Source organism: Streptomyces colwelliae (assembly GCF_048158785.1).
In the GTDB taxonomy this organism is placed as follows: Bacteria; Actinomycetota; Actinomycetes; order Streptomycetales; family Streptomycetaceae; genus Streptomyces.
Window position 1 is genome coordinate 1 of record NZ_JBLTJC010000512.1, and the last position, 6,148, is coordinate 6,148.

The window sequence follows — 6,148 nt, forward strand, 5'->3', positions numbered from 1 at the left end:
GGCCGGTGGTCAGTTCGTCGAAGAGGTACGCGGCGGCGGGCTCGCCGGTCCGCTCGGCCAGTTCCGTCAGGAAGTCGGCGACGGCCGGGACCGGTCCGAAGGTGTCGCGGGCCCGCGCGAGCGAGCGCGCCCGGCGCGTCCAGCTCGTGCGCTCCTCCGCGCTCGTGCCGTGTGTCCAGAACAGCAACGCCCGTGCCCGGGCGCCCGGTTCGTGCCGCAGCAGGCCCGCGCCCTCGTACCGGCGGAGCAGGGCGGCCAGGATCGCGGTCGCGTCGTGGTCGTGCACGCCGCGTTCGTAGCCTTCGTCGTACGACTCCTGCGCGGCCCGGCGGACCAGGGCGGCGAGGTCGGGTTCCTGGGCGAGGGCCTGGGCGCCGTGTTCGTCGAGGAGGCGGGCGGCGAGGTGTTCGGCGCGGTAGACCCGCGGTGACTCGGAGGGCAGCGGGCGGTCCCAGAACCTGCGGGTGGCCGCGAACTCCGGGTCCGTGACCGGGTTTCGGTAGTCCGTGCCGGTGAGGGCGAAGGCGAGACCGTCACCGGACGGGACCAGGGTGAGGTCGAGGGGCTCGGTGTTCACGGCGAAGCGGTGGCGGCCCAGGCGGAGGGTCCGGCCGCCGTCCGTGTAGAGATCGGTGCGGTCGCGCAGGGCGCGGGCCGCCTCCTCACGGGCCGCCGCGAGCCGGCCGGTCAGCTCCTCCGCCCGCACCTGGTCGCCCAGGTCCCGCAGTTGACCGGCGGTGCGGCGGATCTTCGTCACCATCGGGTCGGAGGCGAAGTACGTGCTGACCGCGTCGGCGTCGGCGAGCGTGGCCGCCCGGCGCACCACCGTCTCCAGGACCCGGGTCGCCGAGTCCGCCAACTGCTCGGCCCTGCGGGCGCGTTCGTCGGCCAGGGTCTGCTTGCGGGCGGAGAGGGTCTCGTAGATCTCGGTGCGTCGGCCGGTCAGTTCGGCGAGGAAGTCGTCGAAGTCCGTGAAGCGGGCCTCCAGGTTCTCCAACTGGACCAGCAGCCGGGCGAGTTGGGTGTCACAGGCCTCCGGTGTCGTCGCGTCCGCGAGCGCGCCCGTCACCGACTGGCCCAGCAGCGCGAACTCGGCCGCGAACTCCGCCCGGCCCTCCCGGTCCTGAAGCTCCCGGCGCCGGGCCTCCAGCGTGGCGCGGGCCCGGTTGACCCCGCCCAGCACCTCGGCGATCCGCTCCAGGATCGACGTACGGACCGTGGCGTCACCGATGTCGAGCCCGGCGATCACCTCGGTCACCGTCCGCAGCCCGTCGGTGAGTTCGTCGAGCCGGACGGCCACGGGCGCCGACTCGGCGACCGTGGCCAACTCCCCCGCCTCCGTGACCAGCTCACCGATCAGCTCATGGTGCCCGGTGAACGCGTCCTCCCGCGCCAGGTACGCGACCGCCCGCTGCCCGAACGCCCCGAGCTCCGCCTCCACCCCGGCCGCGGACTCGTCGATCCGCGCGGTGTCCGCGTACCGCATCTCCTTCAACGTCAGCAAGTGCCCCTGCGCACGCCGGAGTTCGGTCAGCCCGGCGACCCACCCCGCCGCGTCCCGGGGCACCTCGCCCCGCAGCCGTCGTACGAGCCCGGTGAGCCGGTCCGTGGCCCCGGCGAGGGCGTCGGCCGCGCGGGCGGTGAGGGTCCGGACGGTCTCGAACTCGGCCAGGACCTGTTCCGCCGTGACCCGGACGTCCTCCAACGGGCCCCGCAGATCACCGAGTTCGGTGTCCCCGAACCAGTGGTACGAGTCCGCCGCCCGGACACACGCGCCGACCAGCGCCTCGTACACCTCCGCCGTGGGCTCCATCCCGGCCACCGCACCCGCGAGGGACAGACAGTCGGAGATCCCGCGTACGAGATCAGCGTTCCCGATACGGAACAGCGGCCCGGAGCCGACGAGTTGACCGGCGGCATACGTGTCCGAGACGTACGGAGTACGCCACACCCGCACCGGATGGACGCGCGCCGCCTCCCCCTCACCACCCCCGCGCAGCACCATCAGCACACCGTCGTCGAAGAGCGCCCACCCCTGACAGGACAGCGGGTTGGCGACCTCCTTGCGGATCATGTTGTACGGCAGGAGGAGGCTCCGCCCCGGCACCTTCGCCCGGTACGCGAACAGCACGTCCTCACCGTTGGGCGAGCGCACCACCCGCTCCAACTCCAGCCCGGCGGTGTCGATTTCAAAGGTCTTCCACGCCCCCGTGGCCAGGCAGTACCCGCCCGGGAACACGATCCCCTGCTCCTCGGGAAGCCGCTGACACGACAGCCCGATCCCGTCGAGCCGTACGACACCCTTGGTGAGAGTGTTGAAGACCAGGTAGCGGTGGACGTCCTCCTTGTAAGGGCGGATGTCGATGAGCACCAGCGCGCCCACCCGCGCATACGCGATCTCCGCGTCGGCCGCCGACTGCAAGGGCTCGTCCACCGGCTCGGAGTAGATCCCCTCCCCCGTCCCGGTGTTGTCCTCCACCTTGACGGTGAGGGTGCCGCCGACCGTGTCGACGTACAGCCCGTCCTGGATCCGGACGTGCGGATGCCGGCCGGGGACGAGGTCCTCGCGGGTCGTCGCCGTCCAGTCGACGTCGTACGGCGGCGGGAAGACGTGATCGCGTTCGCCGTGCGCGTCCAGGAAGGTCGCCGACCGGCCGTCGTCCGCGAGTGCCCAGCGGAGCACCCGGATGTCGTCGGCCTTCTCACCGGTACGGAAGACGGCCAGCAACTTGCCCTCGACGCGCCGCAGTTGGAGCAGCCGGGCCTGACGGTAGTACCGGTGCAGGGCGCCGAACTCCCGCACGAAGTCCGGGTCGTCGAGGAGTCCGGGCACGGCGTCCTCGGGCAGCCGGCGCAGGTCGTGGCGGTCGTGCGGGGCGAGGACGTCGGCCACCGTCGTCTCACCGCTGACGCCGAGGGAGACCTGGCGGCCGAAGAGCAGCGTGTCCCCTACGGCGACGAGGTCGCGCGGCACGGCCGGGTGCTCGGTGTCGAGGCGTTCGGTGCCGGTGAGTTCCAGGCGGGTGGAGCCGAACTCCTCGGTGCGGCGGGCGTTGAGCGCCTCGGCACGGCGGGCGAGTTCGGCGGCCTGTGCGGCGAGGCGGTCGCGCAGGACCTCGTAGGTGCCGGTGTCCAGGCCGGTGGTCATGGGTCCCTCTCAGATTTTCAGGGGGTGAGTCCGGAACTGCCGTCCCCTGTGCGGCAGTTCCGGACTGTCTGTGGGGTCAGGCCGCTCAGGCCTTCGCCGGGTGCCCGTTGAGCGCCGCCAGCGGGGTGTCCGCCAGGCCCAACTCACCGGCCTTCTCCAGCAGTTGCCGTACCTGACCGGCGTCGGCCGTGTCCGAGGTCATCAGCTTCATCAGCAGCGCGGACACGGTGAGGTTCTGCACGTCGGCCGTGGAGACCGGGCCGAGGACGCGGGCGAGGTCGTCGCCGATGTTCGACGTACCGTCCAGCCACGGACGCGCCAACGCCTGTGCCGTATCGGAGTTCTGGACGAAGCCGTCGACGCTCTTGCCGAACGAGATCGACGAGATCAGCCGGTCGAAGAAGACCGAGTCGCCGCCGACGATGTCGATGTCGGCGTGCTCCAGGCCCGTCGCGAGAACCGTGGCCTGCGCTTCCGCGACCTGCCGCTGCACATCGAGCCCGGCCAGCCGGATCTCCTTCTCGGCCTGCAACCGCAGCCGGTACTCCTCGTGGCCGCGCGAGGCGTCGTCGAGGGCGGCCATCGCGGCGGCCTTCTCGGTGAGGCCCGCCGCCTCGGCCTTGAGCTTCTCGCCGATGCCGGTGGCTTCCGCGAGCGCGTTCGCCCGTACGCCTTCGGCCTGCGCGAGCACCTTCGCCTGCGCGCCCTCGGCTTCGGCGAGGGCCTTGGCCCGGGTGCCCTCGGCCTCCGCGCGCAGCCGGGCCTCGGCGCCTTCCGCCTCCGCGCGCAGCCGCGCCCCCGTGGCCTCGGCCTCCGCGCGGCCGGCCTTCACGGTGACCTCGGCCTCCTTGTCGCGGACCTGGACCTCGGCGAGTCCGGCCGCGGCGGCCTCCGCCTGGATGCCCTCGGCGAGCCGGAGCTTGGCGCGGGCGTCGAGGTCGGCGGACTTCAACCGGGCCTCGGCGAGGGTGAGTTGCTCACCGGCCCGGTGCTTGGCGGCGGCCTCCGCCGCCTCGGCCCCCTTGATGTCCTTGACCAGCTTCTCCTGCGCCTCAGCCTCGGCGGCGATGATCACGGCCTGACGGGTGCGCTCGGCCTCCTCGACCACCCGCAGCTTCTTGATGGCCTCCTCCTGCTCGGCGACCGTACGGTCCACGGCGATCCGTTCCCGGACCACGTCCGCGACCTCGCGCCGCTCCGCCTCGACCTCCTTGTCGCGGGCGATCCCGGACAGCGAGGTCTCCCGTTCCCTGGCGATGACTTCGAGGAGCCGGTCCTTCTCGATGCGCTCGTTCTCGACGGCGATGACCCGCTCGCGGTTCTTCTGCGCTACGGCTATCTCGCGGGCCTGGTTCTCGCGCTGGACGCCGAGTTGCTCCTCGGTACGGAGGAACGCGGTCTGCGCGCCCAGCCGTTCCTCCTCCTGCACCTTCGCGGTGGCGGCCTCCTCGCGTGCCCGCAGGACCTCCACCTCACGGCGCTGCTTGATCTCCGCCTCGGCCTGCCGGCGCTCCAGCTCCAGGATGGTCTCCCGGGCGTCGACGTTCTGCCGGGTGATCTCCTTCTGCTCGGTGCGCTGGAACTCGTTGGTGCGGACGTGCTCGATCGTCGTCAGCTCGGTGATCTTCCGGATGCCCTGCGCGTCCAGGATGTTCTGGTTGTCGAGCTGGGTCATCGGCGTCTGTTCGAGGAAGTCGATGGCCGCGTCGTCGAGGTGGTAGCCGTTGAGGTCGGTGCCGATGACCTGGATGATCCGGTCCCGGAACTCCTCGCGCTTGGTGTAGAGATCGACGAAGTCCAGCTGCTTGCCCACGGTCTTCAGCGCCTCGGAGAACTTCGCGGCGAAGAAGTCCTGGATCGCCACCGGGTCGCTCGCCGTCTGGGTGCCGATGGCCTGCGCGACCTTGATGACGTCCTCGACGGTCTTGTTGACCCGCACGAAGAAGCTGATGTGGATGTCGGCGCGGATGTTGTCCTGGCAGATCAGGCCCTCGCGCCCGGTGCGGCGGATCTCGATGGTCTTCACCGAGATGTCCATGAACTCGGCCTTGTGCAGCACCGGCAGCACGACCGCCCCGGTGAAGGTGACGTCGACCTTCTTCGTCTTGGAGACGATCAGCGCCCGCCCCTGCTCCACCTTCCGGAACAGCCGGCCGACCACCAGGAGCAGGGTGAGCGCGATGAGCAGGACAACGGCGACGAACACACCGATGCCGACGGTGATGGCGTTCATGACATGGGTCCCCAAGGGATGAGAAGGGTGATGAAACGGGCGTGGGCCAACAGGGGTTGACCAACAGGTGTAGGCAACAGGCGTGGGCAACGGCCGTAGGCCAACAGGCGTTGGCGGTCTATCCCTTCGTGCCCGGGCCGGTCCTCGGGTCCAGCGCGCTGTCGTAGGGCGCGACCCAGAAGAACTCGCCGACCTCGTCGTAGGCGTAGAGCAACCCCGTGCTGCCGCTGCCGAGCGCGCCCGCCCCGGAGTCGCCGTCCGTCTGCCGGACCTGGACCACCGCCGCCGCCCCGTCCGCCGCCCTGACCTCCGCCTGTCCGAACCCGGCGTCGACCCGCCCGGTGCGGATGGTGCAGGTCAGGCCGACGAAGTCGAGCCGCGAGGGCCCGTGTTCGTCGGGGAACAGGCGGTGCAGGGGTCGTACGAACAGCTTGGTCGCCTGCCAGGAGACGTACACCGTGCCGATCAGCACGACCACCCCGACCAGGACGCCGGCCGGGCCCGAAGGGACCAGCAGCACGCTCGCGCAGTAGCTGATCAGCCAGCCGACGGCGACGAACAGCGAGAAGGCGAAGGTCACCGGAACTCCGCCGAGCCACCGGCCGCCGAAGTGGGCCCGTGAGTGGACGTGGGCGTGCAGGTGGGCGTGTCCGTGCGCGTCGGCCGCGCCGAGCGCGACCAGCAGCCAGTAGAGGACGACCACGACGAGTGCCGCACTGAAGACGACGGCGGGAAACCCGATCGCGGCAGCGAGGAACGCCCCCATG

3 protein-coding genes are annotated in these 6,148 nt (G+C 71.2%); all 3 read right to left on the bottom strand.

What is annotated here, in order from left to right:
* A partial coding sequence (locus ACNFOC_RS49335; protein WP_416965531.1) for a DNA repair ATPase occupies positions 1 to 3,148 on the bottom strand: 3,148 nt, incomplete at its 3' end.
* An 85-nt stretch (positions 3,149 to 3,233) separates the two neighbouring features.
* The gene (locus ACNFOC_RS49340; RefSeq protein ID WP_416965532.1) at positions 3,234 to 5,381 is read right to left on the bottom strand and encodes a flotillin family protein; all 2,148 of its coding nucleotides are present in this window, start codon (positions 5,379 to 5,381) and stop codon (positions 3,234 to 3,236) included.
* Between the two features lie 118 nt (positions 5,382 to 5,499).
* The gene (locus ACNFOC_RS49345; RefSeq protein WP_416965533.1) at positions 5,500 to 6,147 is read right to left on the bottom strand and encodes a hypothetical protein; all 648 of its coding nucleotides are present in this window, start codon (positions 6,145 to 6,147) and stop codon (positions 5,500 to 5,502) included.
* Position 6,148 lies beyond the last annotated feature (1 nt).

Excerpts from the sequence above, each read along its gene's own strand:
- ACNFOC_RS49340 (WP_416965532.1), bottom strand. The coding sequence starts at position 5,381 with ATGAACGCCATCACCGTCGGCATCGGTGTGTTCGTCGCCGTTGTCCTG.
- ACNFOC_RS49345 (WP_416965533.1), bottom strand. The coding sequence starts at position 6,147 with ATGGGGGCGTTCCTCGCTGCCGCGATCGGGTTTCCCGCCGTCGTCTTC.